Origin of the sequence: Brevibacillus nigriterrae (assembly GCF_049846925.1) — a bacterium.
Classification (GTDB): Bacteria; Bacillota; Bacilli; order Brevibacillales; family Brevibacillaceae; genus Brevibacillus_H.
This window is the reverse complement of record NZ_JBNCMT010000020.1, coordinates 1-16,121: the sequence shown is the minus strand read 5'-3', so window position 1 is coordinate 16,121 and position 16,121 is coordinate 1. Positions and strand designations below refer to the sequence as shown.

The window sequence follows — 16,121 nt, the reverse complement described above, 5'->3', positions numbered from 1 at the left end:
ACGGTTTCATCCCTCTCCATATTGTTTTTTTCTATTCAAAATGCTTGTAACCTGGTATTGTGAGAAACTCTGAGAACTCATCTTCCTGAATCAAATTGGTAAACAGTTGGGTAGCAAGCGCAAATTTACTCGCTTCGAATGCCTGTTCACCGATTTGCTGTTTGATCTTGTCTAATTCTTCCCGGATGATCTGCTGGACCAATTCCAGTGTGATTTTACGACCATCTTGCAGCTCACCTTTGGGATGACGAATCCATTGCCATACTTGTGCCCGGGAGATTTCAGCCGTTGCTGCATCTTCCATTAGATTGAATATTGGGACAGCTCCAGATCCACGCAACCATGCTTCGATGTACTGGATACCGACGCTGACATTGGTTCGAACTCCCTCTTCCGTGATGACTCCCTCGGGGACAGCAAGCAAATCTTGAGCTGTTACATGTACGTCTTCTCTCTTGCGATGGATTTGGTTGGCAGTAGGCATGTGCTCGTCAAACACCTCGAGAGCAATTGGAACCAGCCCAGGGTGAGCTACCCATGTTCCATCATGACCGTTCTTTGCTTCCCTTTCCTTGTCTGCTCTCACTTTGTTCATCGCCACTTCATTGGCTTCAGGGTGATTTCTTATCGGTATTTGTGCTGCCATACCACCCATTGCGTGAGTGTTGCGCCGATGACAGGTTTGGATGGTGAGTTCAGTATAGGCAGCCATGAAAGGTACAGTCATCGTCACTTGTGCTCGGTCTGGCAGGATGACGTCGTGGCGATTCCGCAGTTTTTTGATAAAACTGAAAATGTAATCCCACCGTCCGCAATTCAGTCCAGCACTGTGCTCTTTTAATTCATACAGGATTTCATTCATCTCAAAGGTGGCAAGAATGGTTTCAATTAGTACAGTTGCCTTGATTGTTCCTTGCGAGATTCCCAGTCGATGTTGTGCGTAGACAAACACATCGTTCCACAATCTCGCTTCCAGATGACCCTCCAGCTTCGGCAAGTAAAAGTAAGGACCGGACCCTCTCGCTACCAATTCTTTGGCATTATGGAAAAAATACAGGCCAAAATCAAACAAACTTCCCGAAACCGGTTTCCCGTCAACCAGCATATGCTTTTCTTCCAGATGCCAACCTCGAGGGCGAACGAGAAGTGTGGCAATTTGGTCGTTTAAAGCGTACTGCTTGCCTTCCGGGCTTGTGTAATCAATAGTGCGGCGAATGGCATCACGCAGATTAATTTGACCTTGAATCGAGTTCTCCCAGGTAGGCGAGTTGGCATCCTCGAAGTCAGCCATGAACGCCTTGGCGCCAGAATTGAAAGCGTTGATTACCATTTTGCGATCCCCGGAAGGCCCTGTAATCTCTACACGGCGATCCTGCAAATCTTGTGGCACGGGAGCAACTGTCCATTCACTATTGCGAATCTGCTCTGTCTCCGGAAGAAAATCCGGCAATCTTCCCTCGTCAATCTCTTTTTGTCTTTGTGTTCTTTTCGCAAGAAGCTCTTCTCGATACAGACCAAAAATTCGCTGCAGGCGAGTGACAAAATCAACGGCATCTGGTGTCAATATTTCAGCGTATTCCGTCGGTATGGGTGTTACAAATTCAACACCTACGGGATACTTTTTGATAGCAGAAGGCATGGTAGCGGTATTCCCTCCTCTCGTTTAACAGGTAACTCCTATCTTTCTATTATGCAACAGTTATAAGTTTACGTTTTGTATTATAATACAGATATTTTCGAATTGACAACAATTTTCTGACATTTATTTCACTTTTTCAGCAAATAGGTTTGCCAAATATCTGCGTGCTGCTTCTGGGCTGGACAGTGCCTTATCCTCACGCTCTTTGTCTTTTTGCAGTTTGATGATTGCTAGTTGCAGCACTTCTTCCGTTCTTGCTTTTGGAATAACAATTACCCCATCAGCATCACCTACGACGAGATCACCAGGGTGTACTACAACACCGCCGCATGATATCGGCACATTCGTCTCCCCAGCACCGGATTTTCCGCTTGCTGCAATGGTACTGCCTTTACAAAATACCGGAAAATTCAGCTCTTTGATGCCACGAATGTCCCGTACAACCCCATCGATCACTACACCCTGTATGCCTAGAATCTGTGCAAGACCGATGACGAAATCTCCGCAAACCGCATTATATTCATATCCTTTTGCATCGATAACGAGGACATCACCAGGCTCTGCTTCATAGATCGCACGCAAAACCATCAGGTTGTCTGCGGCTCTTACCTTGACTGTGAATGCCTTGCCTCTTACTTTGAACTTCTCGTGGATTGGTTTGATCGAAGGATCCAGATTGTTCAACCCACCCAGTGCATCAGACAAGCAAGTAGTTGGTATGCATCTTGTTTTTGTTTGCTCGACCATTCATATGCACCTCCTCTGTTCTAGTCAACATTACCTGTGCCACCACAAGTAATACAAAAAACATGACCGTCTCCCAGACAATTCGCACAAGTCTCTGCATGCTGGTCGTACCCTGTTCCCAGGCAATGTGGGCAGTTTCTTTCACCGTGTCCTTCACAACGTTGGCAATTCATTTTTTCATTCCTCCCTATCCAATTTGGCTGTAGAATATTTCTCTCCCGCTTCTGTACTAATACATTATCTATCGTTTGATAGTTATTATATAACAGCGTTTCAGGGGGATCAATATCCTTTTTCTATTTTTTTGCAATTTGGGCTTGACTGGTGCCTATGCTGCTATCGATTTTTTCAATTGCACCTATCGATTCTTTTGTTTTTACAAGCATCACCGTATCCGCTACTATTGTTCTATGATTCGAAATATCCAGACTACATAATGGGCAAGGAGTGAATGAAATGACAGTTGATACAAACCAATCCCACCAACCCTCAAACAGGCGAATGCACTACGCCTGGGTGGTAGCGATACTTACATTTTTCATCCTGTTAATCGGTGCAGGTATTCGTTCGACTCCTGGTGTCTTGATGGTTCCACTTGAACAGGAATTTGGCTGGACTCGGTCAACGATATCATTCGCTTTGGCAATCAACCTTTTGTTATACGGGCTGGTTGGTCCCTTCGCCGCAGCATTCATGGAGCGATTCGGCATCAGGCGTGTCACACTGGTTGCACTTTCGCTTCTCTTTATCGGGGTTTCGCTTACGACCTTCATTCATATGTCCTGGCAGCTTACTTTACTGTGGGGCGTAGTCGTTGGACTTGGAACCGGCTGTACAGCATCTGTCCTGGGAGCTGTTATCGCCAATCGCTGGTTTGTAGCCAAACGTGGACTGGTCGTTGGTATCTTGACAGCGAGTGGAGCTACTGGTCAACTGGTGTTCTTGCCGTTGTTGGCACATTTGGCAGTTACCTATGGCTGGCGTTCGGCATCCTGGACTACGGCCATCGCAGCTTTGCTGATCCTGCCATTTGTTGCGTTGTTGTTGCGGGATCGCCCGAGCGACAAAGGAATTTTGCCTTATGGTGCAACAGAACCTGCCCCGGATGAAGGCCGCTCCAAAAATAACCCTTTTAAAGCTGCATTCCATGGACTCCGATTAGGTTCACGCTCAGTCGACTTCTGGTTGCTTGCCTTCAGTTTTTTCGTTTGCGGACTTTCAACGAATGGACTAATTGGAACTCATTTCATCCCTGCCTGTATTGAACACGGCATACCGGAAGTAACTGCTGCAAGTCTGTTGGCATTAATCGGAATCTTCGACATCATTGGAACCACTGCTTCCGGCTGGCTGTCCGATCGGCTCAACAATCGTTGGCTTTTATTCTGGTATTATGGTCTGCGCGGGTTGTCTCTCTTGTTGTTACCATCCGCACTGAACTCATCACATTTCAGTTTAGGGTTATTCATCGTCTTTTATGGCTTGGATTGGGTAGCAACTGTTCCACCGACAGTACGCCTCACAACGGATATTTTCGGAAAACAACACGCAGGGATTCTGTTTGGCTGGATTCTCGCTGCCCACCAATTGGGTGCTGCTGTAGCTGCTTATGGTGGTGGTGCGCTCCATACCATGTTAGGCAGTTATACCTTTACTTTCTTCACAGCAGGGATCTTTTGTATAATCGCAGCCGGTATCGTTATGCGAATTGGGAAAAATCAAAAGCTGAGCGTCAGCCTTCCAAACTAAAGGGAAAGTGTGGATTATTTATATTTTTTTACATTTCCTTTGTGTAAAAAAGCTTGCTAAAACTAATGGAAATAGAGTAGGATGTAGTTACTGTTTTTTTAGGCAATTGCCTAAATTCCAATGAAAAGGGTGACCATTAAGACAATGATCTTCTAATCCTCATCTCACGTAAAACATTCGTCTCATAACGAAAATGTTTCTGGATAGGATTAGTGCGCTCTTTTTCACATGGAACAATAAAGACAGCCTTGTTTCTGTGAAAAACGTCTCGACGTTTTTCATAAAAAGTGGATGTGACCGCTTGCGGTCAACAAAACGGTCATGACCGTTTTGTTTGTCTTTATTTTTTCCCTTCGACTGCCACCTCCTATCCAGATAATGGATAAGGAGGTTTTTTATTTTGAGAGACAATACGAATAGCAGGGATACTGAAAATCTTGAAGTAACCAAGGAGGACGTAATGACTGCCACATCCCCAAAAGTATCCATGGGATCATTGTTCCGCAATCAAGTAATTCGAACCATACTGATGTCTGTCTTTTTCCTGCAAATTGGGATCTGGGTACGTAACTACTCGATCCTGCTCTATGTGATGGAACAAACCAATGAAGATCCAGTTGCTGTTTCGCTCATTTCTGTTGCGGAGTTCGCTCCAATCTTTTTATTCTCGTTTATCGGTGGTACATTCGCTGATCGCTGGCGCCCCAAACGCACAATGATCTGGTGTGACATCCTCAGTGCTGTTTCCATCTTCGTCGTGCTCTTGACCTTCATCTTCGGAAGCTGGAAGGCAGTCTTTTTCGCAACGCTGGTCTCGTCCATCCTTTCTCAGTTCTCCCAGCCATCCGGGATGAAGCTGTTCAAGCTGCATGTTGCTGAAGAACTGATCCAAATGGGGATGTCGATGTATCAAACGCTGTTTGCGGTATTTATGATTCTGGGGCCGATTATCGGGACTTTTGTCTTCCAGCATTATGGTATCAACGTAGCCATTGGCGTGATGGGAGTGGCCTTCCTGGTCTCTGCTGCCATCTTAGTCCTTCTTCCACCCGATCGTGACACGGAAGAACAGAAAGAGAAAACTACGTTGTGGCAAGAAATGAAAGCAGGATTTGCTTACGTGCTAGACAATCGAGCTTTGATTGCACTAGGTGGCTGTTTTGCAGCAGCAGGCCTAGCCATTGGGCTTACTCAGCCGTTAACAGTATTTCTCGTAACGGAACGTTTAGGGTTGCCTAAGGAACAACTTCAGTGGCTGATGGCAACCTTCGGAGTGGCCATGATCCTCGGTGGTGGCTTGACGATGGGGTTAGCAAGAAAAACCTCTCCACTCAAACTGCTGATTTTGGGGATGTCGGTGAGTGCATTGGGATTCCTGATCATGGGACTGTCTACTCAGTTGTGGATAACGCTCGTGGCAGAATTTATTTGCGGCCTCGTCATGCCATGTATTCATATCGGTATCAATACGATGATCTTGCAAAATACTACTTCCGATTTTGTAGGGCGTGTTAACGGAATCTTGACACCTCTGTTTATGGGAACCATGGTGTTGTCGATGACAGGCGCAGGCTGGCTGAAGGAAATGTTCTCACTTGTTGGGATCTTTGAGCTTGCAACCGTGATGTTTGTCATCGGAGTCATCGTGATGTTGCCTTTGTTAAAGCACAAACCATCAGACGGTCAGAAGCTAAAAGAAGCTGTGGGCTCCGAGTAAAAATTCAAATAGCACAGTAAGATCATTCGTCATAAGATAGAGCGATCCCTCAAACCGCATCTTCGGTGAAAGGAGGAGTTCTAATTGACGACACTGTATCTTACTCCCAGAGCATGGAAACAAATCGACCAAGCGGTTCGCAAACAACCCACGATCGAAACGGGCGGCATTCTGATGGGCTTTGAGACACCAGAGGGGGATTGGGTTGTTGGCTATGCCAGTGAACCTGGACCTAGGGCAGTTCAAACACGAAATGCTGTTCTATTTGATGATTCTCACCTTAAGAGACTCGCAAAAAGGGTTCGCCTTAAAACTGCCGGCAGACTTCACTATATCGGAGACTGGCATAGCCATACCATTCGGAGACTTGCTCCCAGTCGAAGCGATCGGGAAACCGTGTACCATAAAAGCACCAATAAGGTTTACACCTCAGCTTCACCGGTGATGTTAATCGTTGGTCTGAACAAGCGTAATGATCTTGTTGCTCGTGCTTTTATTCTCTCCGGTAAGTTTCGGGAAGTGGATCAGATTGAAATTTATCAGAAGCCAGTGAGACGACGACTCTTTTGAACAACTGTGTCGCTTTGTGAGAAGCGTGGGCAGGGAGATTCTCCATGACAACTGCAATCGCATATTTGGGTTTATCCACAGGAGTAAACCCGGCAAACCATTGATGATCGACGTTCTGCCCAGCCGATATGGTCTGGGCAGTTCCGCTTTTTCCAGCGACTTCCCAAGGCAAGCCCTGAAGCGCTTCTCCCGTTCCCTCACCAACAACATTGGCGAGAAAAGTGGTCAGCTTTTTGGCTGTGAGCCTGTCTATACCTGCTGCAGCAAGTGGTTGTCGGGAAAAGTGGTGAAAGGTTATACCATTCCGATACGTTATTTCTGACACGAGCCGTACTTGTTGCGCTTGGCCTTGTCTGGCAATTGTCGCCATCATATTGGCAGCTTGCAGGGGCGTCATCCGAACATCACGTTGTCCAATCGCTGACTGAATCAGTATCCCTTCGTCATCTTGTGAACTGTTCGCTGCAAAAACTCTCCCTTGTTCCTCTCCATCCAACTGCTTGAAATTCTCCAGCTTGTAGAGATGTTCTGTCGTCCAGCCGACCGGTACAGCCACCCCCATGCGTTTGGCATATTCATCGATTCGCGCGCCTCCTACTTTTTTGGCAATCTCCGCAAAAGCAATGTTGCATGATTGGGCAAACGCCTCTTGCATGGTAATATGTCCGTGCCCCTTTTTATTCCAACAGGAAAAACCATACTTGCCGTACTCACCCTCACAAAGAAACGTGTCATTCGGCGATACGACACCTTCACCTAATGCTGCAGCAGCAACAACAGTCTTAAAAACTGACCCGGGTGGTAGCTGGACATACGCATGATTGCGCCATGCACCATTGTTCACATCTACATGTGCCGGGTCATAGTCAGGTCTGCTCACCATGGCGATGACATCACTCGTCTCGGCATCGAGCACAACGATTGATCCCTCCCGCATCTTCATCTCATCTGCCACTCGTTCCAGTTCCTGTTGGATGGATTGATCGATCGTCGTGACCAAGGTAAGCGGGTAGAAAGCATTGTCATTTGCTTTATGTCTAATCTCTAGCCCACGTAGTGGATGGCCTTTTCCATCGACATAATACGAAAGACTGGATGGCTCGTTACCTTGTAAAAAACGGTCAAAACTTCGCTCCAATCCACTGGCACCAATCATTGATTCCAACGTGATCTGACCTGTGATGAGCTCTGTTTCGTATTTTTGCTTGATCAGTTCCGGATTTTGACTGACATAGCCAATCAGTTGTCTTGCGCCACCGTCCTGCTTGTATCTTTCAGTAACAGATAAAGCAAGGATTCCTGATATTTGCAGTTCATTGATATCTTTCGCCTGTTGCTCAGTTATTCTGATGATTTCTCCTTGTTCGTTTCGCAGCATGGAAGGCGTTTTCCCCTGCCGAATGGCTTTGGAGATGACTTCTTCTGGCTGATTGATGATCGAAGCCAGCTTTGTTACAGATTTGGTTCCTTCTATGCTGCCTCTTGCCAGCGGGAAAATGATCAGCCCTATCTGATTTTTGCCCGTCAACAGTACTCCGTTGCGATCGGTGATGTCTCCCCGCCCATGGTTCAGGATGATGGTTTGTTGTCTTTGTTTGACGGCATTCTTGACCAAATCGATGTCGTGCTCGGTAAAGTGATGGGTAAATCCAACTTGAATCCACCACAGGCGAAGCAGTAATCCTCCAAATAGAGCCGTAATAAGCAACAAAATGATAAAATGTCTTCGCTTAATTGATCGAATTAGTTGCAAAAGAGCGTCACCCCGCATTTCCTGATGGTCATCAGTTTTTCCATAATGTTGGGGTGATAAAACAAAAAAGCGCCACCGTGTGATCCACGATGACGCCTTCTTTATTCGATCTTATCCGCTTTGTTTTTCAGCTAAAATATCACGAATCTTGGTTGACAAAAGGTCTATGGCTACGAGATTAAACCCACCTTCTGGGACAATAACATCTGCATACCGTTTCGTCGGTTCAATAAATTGCAAATGCATGGGACGAACGATACCAAGGTATTGGTTCACGACTGAGTCTAATGAGCGTCCGCGTTCTTCCATATCACGTCGAATTCGTCTGACAATCCGGACGTCTGCATCCGTGTCTACGAAAACCTTGATGTCCATCATCTCTCGAATTCGCGGGTCTTCCAGAATTAACATACCTTCCAGAATAATTACGTTCTTGGGTTGAACCAGTATTTTTTCTTCCGCCCGGTTATGGACCTTGAAATCGTATACTGGTTTGTAAATTGCTTTGCCATTCAACAGCTCATGCAAGTGAGTGATCAACAGATCGTTGTCGAACGCAAACGGGTGATCGTAGTTGGTGAGACAGCGCTCTTCCATACTTAAATGGCTTTGATCCTTGTAGTAAGAATCCTGCTCAATCATGATCACGCTCTCGTCCTGAAATTGACGATATAACTCTCGTGCTACAGTGGTTTTGCCGGAACCGCTACCGCCGGCTACCCCAATTAATACGGGGTGACCCATGGTTTAAATCTCCTTCCTCATCATGTCGTAAGCCACTACTGGCTTATCGACCTTCACCTTTACTAATTGCATCGCATGGCGGGCAGCATCCAGTTCATTGCCAGCTTCATCCCAGATCTTGCCAATGGTTTGTTGGAAGAACGTATCAGGTCCAAAGAACTCTACCTTGGAACCCGGCTTGAAATGATTGCGTACTTGAACGGTTGCCAATCCCGTATCCTTATCGTAGTCTACCACAAGTCCAGCGAATTCGTAAGGTACTGGTTGATCAGGAATACCGAAGATTTGTTCCTCTGTACTTGGATTGCCATAGAAAAATCCGGTTGACAGTGTTCTCGGTGCCGATTTGTACACTTCATCAATCCACTCCTGCTTCATCTTGAAGTTAGAAGGATCTCTGAAATACTCATCAATAGCCAAACGGTAGGCACGGCTCACTGTTGCCACATAGTGAATGGACTTCATACGCCCTTCTACCTTGAGTGAATCAACTCCAGCCTCAATCATATCAGCAATGTACGGTAGCATGCTGAGATCTTTCGGAGACATCGTGTACTGTTCTTCACCCTCTTCAAAGAGTGGTGTTCCTTTGGCCTCATGTGCCTCGAAATCAAACCCGTCCTCGAACAAATCATACTTCCAACGACAGGACTGAGCACATCCACCACGGTTAGAATCACGCATCGCCATATGGTTGGAGAGCACACAGCGTCCAGAGTAAGCAATACACATCGCACCATGGATAAATGCTTCAATCTCTACGTCTACTTTATCCTTGATCTCACGGATTTCACGCATGGAAACCTCACGAGCCAGCACGATACGAGAGATCCCTTCGTCCTTCCAGAACTTCACCGATTTCCAGTTGGTAGTCGATGCTTGTGTACTCAAGTGCACTTCCAGATTGGGAGCCGCTTTTTTGCTGGCTTGAATCAAGGCAGGATCGGCAACAATGACGGCGTCAATCCCGATATTGTAAAGCTCTTTGAAGTACTCTTGCATGCCACCCAAATCTTCATTGTGGGCAATGATGTTGGCTGCTACAAATACTTTGGCATTGCGGTCATGAGCGAACTTCACACCTTCTCGCATCTGGTCATAGCTGAAGTTATCAGCGTTGGCACGTAACGAGTAGGATTGTCCACCAATAAATACAGCATCCGCCCCATAGCGAATAGCGAATTGTAATTTTTCAAGATTACCTGCAGGTGCAAGCAATTCCGGTTTTTGTGTGATTATCTTTTTGCCAGATGTTGAAGGAGTCAAGATGGTTGACATTCCTTTCACCTCACTTCTTAGGATGTTTGATATGGAATCGGTGGTTTATAGTAGAACCCGGTATTTAGAGGTCGTTCCTTTGGTTGAATTTCTTCGATCGCTTCCAGGAAAGAAAACGCCTGATCCCGATAAGCATCGATATCCTCAACACATAGATCAAGTGCTTGTCGATACAGTTTTGTAACAGCGATAGTATACTCGTCAGGCTTTAATACACCTTCGATTTTTAAGCTGTCAATTCCGCCTGTTACGAAATCCTCCAGGCCATCAATCATGCAAATATCTTCTGCACTAAAGATATGTGTACCATGCTTGTCTTCGTAAACAGGGTAATTAATCGTATGGCGCTTCTCTTCTTTGATAAACAGCTTACGTTCCATTCCCGTAGATTCTTGCTCAATATCTCTTCCCTGATAGCCAAAGTAGGCTGAGACCAGATCACGCCTGGATTGGAAGATGCAGGTAGCCCCGTGAACTTGCGCCTGAATTTCGATAGGTGAGTTCTCACGATTTTCGATCGTCTCATCAATCGTCAACTCACGGGCAAGAACTGCTCGAGATGCACCTTTCGAAGCCCAGTAGGAAATTGTATCAAAGTTGGTTGAGAGCATTTCCATACTCCAGTGAAGCTTGAGATTCGGAGCCACTTCCCTTGCTGTGATGAGAACCGATGGATCACCGAAAACAATCGCATCCACTCCGATTTTTTCCAGATGAATCAAAAAATCATCCAGTTCATCCAACTCTTCGTTATGCAAAAGCGTATTCACATTGACATACACTTTGACGCCTCGTTCATGAGCGATAGCCACTGTTTGTTCGATTTCTTCTATGGTAAATGGTCCAGCATTGCGCAGCCCGTAGCGAGCCTCACCGATGCTCAGTGCATCCGCTCCCGCTTCAATCAATGGGAATACACTTGAAAAGCTGCCTGCTGAAACCAAAAGCTCAGGTTTCTTCACGTACATCCGACCCTTTCTATCTCTTAATACTAAATGAAAAACATCTCGATGTTTTTCATAAAACTTAGTTCACCGTTTGCGGTCAGCTACAGACAGTCACGACCGTTTATAACTAAGTGAAAAACGTCTCGACGTTTTTCATAAAACTTAGATGCATCGCTTGCGATCAGCTATAAGCGGTCACGACCGTTTATAGCTGATCGCAATTCCGTCACCGATGGGCACAATCGAAGTATCCAACTCCGAGTGATTCATCAACAACTGATTGTATTGATTAATTTTCTCCACCAGTGGACGTTGTCGTTTGTTACATTCATCAGGTGTGGCGACAAGTCCCCGAAACAATACGTTATCACTGATAATTAATCCACCTGGCACAAGTAAAGGCAGATACAACTCCAAAAACGCACGATACTGTCCCTTGGCGGCATCGATAAACAGGCAATCAAATTGATAGCTATTTGGTAAACCCCTGGTCGCATCCCCTTCGATCAACTCGATTCGGTCCGCAACACCAGCCTCAACAAAATTTTTTCTAGCTTGGCTAATTCGGTCCTCATCCATTTCCATTGTTACGATGGATGCTTCTGGAGCGGCTTCTGCCAACCAGATCGTCGAGTATCCGATCGCCGTTCCTACCTCTAGGATTCTCTTTGGACGATGAGTTAATAAGAGCAGCCTCATCATTTGAGCACTGGGTAGCTGCACAATGGGAATACCCTCCTCATGTGCCTGTTGTTCCAGGCGCATAAGAAGGGGGGAACGTTCGGGAATTAATGAATGAAGATAATCTTCGATAACTGGATTGGTAATCATCCGTAATTTAGCTCCTCATTGCAATAACGATTTATTATATCACATTTTCAACATACAAAGATTGTTTTCTACCAATTTCCACGACTTTTTGCGTCTCTGGCCATGTGCTCTTCCAACGTTTTGGAGAAAAAGTGCTGGGACGATCCATCTTTCTTTGTTACAAAGAAAAAGAAATCATGTTTCGCCGGTTGAACGACTGCAGCGAGTGACGCTCTACCTGGACTCGCAATTGGACCGGGCGGCAGCCCTGGATTCAGGTAGGTGTTATACGGACTTTCGATTTTCAGGTCATCAAAGGTAATGCGATCCCTCTGTTTTCCCAATATGAATTGAACAGTCGCACAGGATTGTAGCATCCAGTTATCACGAATGCGATTGAAAAAGACACCCGCAACCACTGGTCGTTCTTCATCCACGACAACTTCACGTTCTACAATCGATGCCAACGTAACTGCCTCGTCAAGGCTGAGGTCTCGTTTTTGCAGTTGCGTAATCCACTCGGGCTTCACTTCTTTTTGGAATTGCGAGAGCATCTTGGCGATGACCTCATGTTCACTCGCACCTTTTTTCACTTCGTATGTTTCTGGAAATAAATAACCTTCTAAGCGATATTTTCGCCCTTCTTTGACCGGGATAGACTTCACAAATGCATAATCGCTAAAATCTCCCTTGTTCACCTCTTGGAGGAACTTCTCTTTGTTTACAATTCCCTTGTCAGCCAGTCCTTTAGCGATCTGTTCTACATTCCAGCCCTCAGGAATAGTGAATCGGGTCGTTTGCATAACAACCTCTCCAGAAGCCATGGACTCCAAAAGCGTGTCTAGAGATTGTCCTCTTTGAAAATGATAATTTCCCGCTTGCAAGCGATTGCCAACATCTTTTGTACGTACATACAAGCTGAAAAGCGCTGCATTTTTAATAAGCCCTTCCTTTTGAAGGATATCACCGATCTCACGTACGGATGAACCCGACGGAATGGTTACATTGACTGGGGTAGAACCACTTGCTGCTGGTGCCTGAAGTTGTGAATATACATAAGAAGCTGAAATTCCTACGACGAGTAGTAACAGCAGTATTCCCCACAACATGAGCTTAATTGGGCGATTTCTTCTTTTATTCTTGGTAATTTGCATCGGGGTTTTCTCCCGTTCTTTCTTTACTTGGTTCAAAGGGTGAGCCTCCTCTTCCATCCATCGTTTCCCAATTGTATATCCAGTTCAAATAAGGAGGAAGTTTGTCCGATGTTCTGACATTTTAGCTCCTCGAACTGGTTGCATCTTACCTATTTTACCTTTCTTCTTGTGGAGGCTCAACCAAATAAATATAAAAAAGACCCACTCTAAATGGGTCTCATAACTAGCTATCAATTTTTGATTGCGAAATCGTTTATATATTTACGTATTAGTATCCGTACACCATCGCTTCTTCATCAAACCATTTCACTCGTACAGCCTCATCATTAAAGGTAATTTCCTGATCTCCCAATTTCAACGAATGACGCTCCTGCTCACACTCTTGGAATTCATAGAACGGGATGGATTCAATCATCTTCACGTCGCCTGATGCAAACACTACGACAACTGTACCCATTTCTTCTGCAGCGACCTGTTCCTCGACTACTTCCCGTTCGATTACCATTTTCATGATTTTCATCTCCTATAATTTCTCATCTAAACTTTATTTGAAAATTACTTACACCCCTATTCTACGAGAAAAATTTGTTTTAAGAACCATGGAAATATGGATAAATCGTTAATAAACCGTGAAAAGTATGTCACATATGTAAATTGTGCTATACCAAAATTAACAATATTCTGTCTTCAAGCGCTTACATGTAAAATTGCTGAAAAATGCTGATAAAATGAGCATTTCTAAAGTTCAATCATCCAGAATTGCCTGTCAATAACGGGAGAATATGTGTAGCGCTTTCATAATTTGATTCTGTTGAAAAGCCCATGGAACGATATAGTCTGTCTGCTTCCGGATTGTTTGTGCGTAAAGTAAGTTCAAGGTAATATTCCTTTGCTTCATAGATGATTTGGGAGACTAACGCTCTGGCTATCCTCTGTTTTCGAAACTCCTTAGCTACATACAAATGTCTGACACGTCCGATTGTTGACTGTTTCTCGTAGGGATCTTGATTCAATCCGCAGATTCCAACAATATTATGATCGAAACGTGCGACATAAAGCGCCTCTCCTCGCTTGTCAAATCGATTCTGTCCTGTGACATACTCATCCTGCAGCTTTGTCATAAAAGTAAATCCCTCAAGTGTGCACTCGTCGATGAGATGCTTGATTTCTTCAATGGTTAGATTATTCACCCGCAAAATTTGAAATGTGCTCACTGATACTCCCCCTGTTTTCTGAGTTCAAGTTTTGGAACTCACCTTTTCATACAAGTACCAGATAAAATGAAAAAGCATGTGACAGGAAATTGCGGCCAACAAGCCATACTTCCAGAAAAGCCAACCGCAACAAATCCCTACAAACATATTGGCAAAAATAACATATGTTCGCAAAACAGGAGTCAGCTTATCTACGATCTGGTATGCTCCTGGGAGATGAAATAATGCAAATAAGAGAGAACTAATAAGAATGGCAATCCAATAAGTAAGATCGATTCTACCGATCAAAAAACTGGTCGCCCAAACCAAAATGCTCACTACACCCCAGCGAAAAATAACTTCTTCAACGACCCCACCATAAAAAATCCGAGGCATTATTCCCAATTCTTTTCTCACCGTATCAATTCGTTTAATTGTGTCTTTTTCCGTGTGTTTTACGATATAGCCGTAATAGTACAGCAAATGAATCAATGCACAAACAAATCCGATAAGCAAAACAGTAGAATTGACTTCAGAAAAACTCGGTTTTTTAAAACCAGCATCATCATAAGTCCATGCTCCCGCTAAAGCAAAGGGGGTTACCATGATGAGATGAGTGATAAAGCTTACAGAAAACGGTATTTCTTCCTCTTCTGGTTTTAATAGTTTAACAATTTTTGATTCTCTCCATGCCATGAATAGTATCCCAGGTAGCACCATTCCCATCATAAGTAAAAACGTCAACCAATCCATACAAAGCACTCCTTGTTCATGAAAAAAGAGAGGAGACTATCTCCTCTCTCTTTTTTCAGTCCAACTTACATTTCGTCATTCTCTAATTCGGCAATCAGAGTCTCAAACGTTGCTTCTACCTGTTCCCATTCTTCGTCATCCTCAATTGGAGAGAGGGTATCTGTACCGTCATAGCGCAGGAAGTGAACTTCGTACTCTTCTTGTTCTTCCTGATCAACTGGTACTAATACCAGGTAGGATCGTTCTTCAATATCAAAAATGTACATAATACGGAAATCGCGTGTATTATCGTCTCCGTCTTCCGAAAGGGCAATAACTTCCCCAACCTCAAACTCATTTACCATTTCGTCACTCATGATTGATTCACCTCGACTTGGCATCCAAATATCCCTGCAGGATGAAAGTGGCCGCCATTTTATCTATTACTTGTTTGCGTTTCTGTCTGCTTACATCGGCTGCGATCAACATCTTCTCTGCAGCCATGGTGGTTAACCGTTCATCCCACATGTGCACAGGCAGGGAGGTTTGCTCTGCCACTTGAGCCGCAAATGCTTGACAGCTCTCTCCCCGATGTCCAATCGAGCCATTCATATTCTTGGGCAGTCCGACAACGATCTCTTCAACCTGGTACTGTTGGATCAGTTCTTTTAACCGGATGAAGTCTTTTTCTTTTGATTGCCGTCTAATGGTTTCGACACCTTGGGCAGTCCAACCCATCTCATCACTGACAGCAACCCCGATCGTTTTCTCCCCGTAATCTAATCCGAGTATCCGCATCTACAGCTCCTTAAGACTGACGGTTAGTGGAGAGGTATACCTTCACCAACTCTTCAATAACACGGTCACGCTCTATCTTTCCAATCAAGCTGCGTGCATTGTTATGGCGTGGAATGAAAGCAGGATCCCCAGAAAGTAGATACCCTACAATTTGCGTGATAGGATTATAACCCTTCTCCTGAAGAGCATCGTAGACAACGGTTAATGTCTCCTTCACTTCGGATTCATTTGTCTCTCTAGGTACCGTAAACTTCATGGTATTGTCCATAGAACTCATCACCAACACCTCG

At 44.8% G+C, this 16,121-nt stretch carries 18 protein-coding genes; 3 read left to right on the top strand and 15 right to left on the bottom strand.

Annotation, left to right across the window (positions count from 1 at the left end; translation table 11 throughout):
- Positions 1-31: 31 nt before the first annotated feature.
- The 3 genes from aceB to ACPW7N_RS15430 form a co-directional block, all read right to left on the bottom strand.
- The gene (gene aceB, locus ACPW7N_RS15440; protein ID WP_425651998.1) at positions 32-1,639 is read right to left on the bottom strand and encodes a malate synthase A; all 1,608 of its coding nucleotides are present in this window, start codon (positions 1,637-1,639) and stop codon (positions 32-34) included.
- A 123-nt stretch (positions 1,640-1,762) separates the two neighbouring features.
- Positions 1,763-2,386 carry an RraA family protein gene (locus ACPW7N_RS15435; protein WP_425651997.1) on the bottom strand — a complete coding sequence of 208 codons (624 nt, stop codon included), beginning with the start codon at positions 2,384-2,386 and terminating at the stop codon, positions 1,763-1,765.
- A gap of 20 nt (positions 2,387-2,406) precedes the next feature.
- Positions 2,407-2,559, bottom strand: coding sequence for a hypothetical protein (locus tag ACPW7N_RS15430; RefSeq protein WP_425651996.1), 153 nt, complete (start codon positions 2,557-2,559; stop codon positions 2,407-2,409).
- Positions 2,560-2,842: 283 nt separating this feature from the next.
- On the opposite strand from ACPW7N_RS15430, the gene ACPW7N_RS15425 reads away from it, so the two are divergent.
- From ACPW7N_RS15425 to ACPW7N_RS15415, 3 genes are all read left to right on the top strand, one after another.
- Positions 2,843-4,135, top strand: a complete 1,293-nt coding sequence (locus tag ACPW7N_RS15425) for an MFS transporter (protein ID WP_425651995.1) — start codon at positions 2,843-2,845, stop codon at positions 4,133-4,135.
- 460 nt (positions 4,136-4,595) lie between these two features.
- Entirely contained in the window at positions 4,596-5,852 is a 1,257-nt protein-coding gene (locus ACPW7N_RS15420) for an MFS transporter (RefSeq protein WP_425652062.1), read from the top strand.
- A gap of 84 nt (positions 5,853-5,936) precedes the next feature.
- Positions 5,937-6,422 carry a Mov34/MPN/PAD-1 family protein gene (locus ACPW7N_RS15415; RefSeq protein WP_425651994.1) on the top strand — a complete coding sequence of 162 codons (486 nt, stop codon included), beginning with the start codon at positions 5,937-5,939 and terminating at the stop codon, positions 6,420-6,422.
- Here ACPW7N_RS15415 and ACPW7N_RS15410 read toward each other — a convergent pair.
- The 12 genes from ACPW7N_RS15410 to ACPW7N_RS15355 form a co-directional block, all read right to left on the bottom strand.
- Entirely contained in the window at positions 6,346-8,175 is a 1,830-nt protein-coding gene (locus tag ACPW7N_RS15410; RefSeq protein ID WP_425651993.1) for a peptidoglycan D,D-transpeptidase FtsI family protein, read from the bottom strand. The genes ACPW7N_RS15415 and ACPW7N_RS15410 overlap by 77 nt on opposite strands.
- Before the next feature lie 111 nt (positions 8,176-8,286).
- Positions 8,287-8,919 carry a uridine kinase gene (gene udk / locus ACPW7N_RS15405; RefSeq protein ID WP_425651992.1) on the bottom strand — a complete coding sequence of 211 codons (633 nt, stop codon included), beginning with the start codon at positions 8,917-8,919 and terminating at the stop codon, positions 8,287-8,289.
- Between the two features lie 3 nt (positions 8,920-8,922).
- A complete protein-coding gene (locus ACPW7N_RS15400) occupies positions 8,923-10,197 on the bottom strand; it encodes a peptidase U32 family protein (protein ID WP_425651991.1) in 1,275 nt (424 codons plus the stop codon).
- 17 nt (positions 10,198-10,214) lie between these two features.
- The gene (locus ACPW7N_RS15395; protein ID WP_425651990.1) at positions 10,215-11,159 is read right to left on the bottom strand and encodes a peptidase U32 family protein; all 945 of its coding nucleotides are present in this window, start codon (positions 11,157-11,159) and stop codon (positions 10,215-10,217) included.
- 180 nt (positions 11,160-11,339) lie between these two features.
- Entirely contained in the window at positions 11,340-11,975 is a 636-nt protein-coding gene (locus tag ACPW7N_RS15390; RefSeq protein ID WP_425651989.1) for an O-methyltransferase, read from the bottom strand.
- A gap of 68 nt (positions 11,976-12,043) precedes the next feature.
- Positions 12,044-13,144 carry an endolytic transglycosylase MltG gene (gene mltG / locus ACPW7N_RS15385; RefSeq protein ID WP_425651988.1) on the bottom strand — a complete coding sequence of 367 codons (1,101 nt, stop codon included), beginning with the start codon at positions 13,142-13,144 and terminating at the stop codon, positions 12,044-12,046.
- A gap of 232 nt (positions 13,145-13,376) precedes the next feature.
- Positions 13,377-13,619: a hypothetical protein gene (locus ACPW7N_RS15380; RefSeq protein ID WP_425651987.1), complete on the bottom strand. Its 243-nt coding sequence runs from the start codon at positions 13,617-13,619 to the stop codon at positions 13,377-13,379.
- A gap of 238 nt (positions 13,620-13,857) precedes the next feature.
- Entirely contained in the window at positions 13,858-14,322 is a 465-nt protein-coding gene (locus tag ACPW7N_RS15375) for a GNAT family N-acetyltransferase (protein WP_425651986.1), read from the bottom strand.
- 24 nt (positions 14,323-14,346) lie between these two features.
- Complete coding sequence (locus ACPW7N_RS15370) at positions 14,347-15,054, bottom strand: CPBP family intramembrane glutamic endopeptidase (protein ID WP_425651985.1); 708 nt, start codon at positions 15,052-15,054, stop codon at positions 14,347-14,349.
- 65 nt (positions 15,055-15,119) lie between these two features.
- Positions 15,120-15,410, bottom strand: coding sequence for a DUF1292 domain-containing protein (locus ACPW7N_RS15365; RefSeq protein WP_425651984.1), 291 nt, complete (start codon positions 15,408-15,410; stop codon positions 15,120-15,122).
- A 7-nt stretch (positions 15,411-15,417) separates the two neighbouring features.
- A complete protein-coding gene (gene ruvX / locus ACPW7N_RS15360; RefSeq protein ID WP_425651983.1) occupies positions 15,418-15,831 on the bottom strand; it encodes a Holliday junction resolvase RuvX in 414 nt (137 codons plus the stop codon).
- A 10-nt stretch (positions 15,832-15,841) separates the two neighbouring features.
- Entirely contained in the window at positions 15,842-16,108 is a 267-nt protein-coding gene (locus ACPW7N_RS15355; RefSeq protein WP_425652061.1) for an IreB family regulatory phosphoprotein, read from the bottom strand.
- Between the last annotated feature and the right edge of the window lie 13 nt (positions 16,109-16,121).